Below are 662 nucleotides of genomic sequence, written 5' to 3'. Positions count from 1 at the left end.
AACGCGGGCTGGCCCTCCCGCGGGCGATACAGCCGGTCTCGGCATGGGGGTGCGCCATTGACGGGTGAAGGCGAAGACGGTCGGCAGTCCTGCCTCATGGGGCGTATCCGCGACAGGCTGGCCGAGCATGCGCGGCTGCGCTCCCTCTGCGACCGGCTGGAGGCCATCGCCGACGACCTGCCGGCCCCGCCTTGCGGGGACAGCGAGGTTCTGATCGGCGAACTGACGGCGCTTCTGCGGCAGCGCGAGGAGGACGTTCTGCTCGACAGGCTCCTGGACCAGGGCGGGCGGGGCGCCGTGTGCCAGGCGCTGGTTGCTCGCATCCGCAGCCAGCGGGTGACCGACCTCGTGCATGTGCAGGATCTCGGGATCGCGCTGGCCGAGGCCGATGGCGACGCGCAGGCCCTGGGCTACATGCTGCGCTGCTTCTTCCTGGGATGCCGCCGTGCGCTGGCCTTCGAGGAACTGGCGATCCTGCAACTCGCCGACGTCACGGAGCCGGGGCTGGACCTGGCGATCGGCGCCGCGATTGCTCCGCGGGATGGCCGGATGGACTGAGAATTCAGGCGGTCTCGGCGCGCGACTGCAAGGCGCCACGGTCGTGGATGACGACCTGGCGGCCCGAAGGCAGGTCGATCACCCCGTCGCGCTTGAGCCTGGTC

At 70.8% G+C, this 662-nt stretch carries 1 protein-coding gene; it reads left to right on the top strand.

From position 1 onward, the window contains the following. Positions 1-558, top strand: a 558-nt coding sequence (locus AC1DWF_RS35230; protein WP_476843106.1) for a hypothetical protein, incomplete at its 5' end; no start/stop codon positions are given. Positions 559-662 lie beyond the last annotated feature (104 nt).

This window comes from Aminobacter sp. P4_D5, assembly GCF_056401815.1.
The sequence above is the reverse complement of the archived record's forward strand: the minus strand, read 5'-3'. Positions and strand labels throughout refer to the sequence as shown.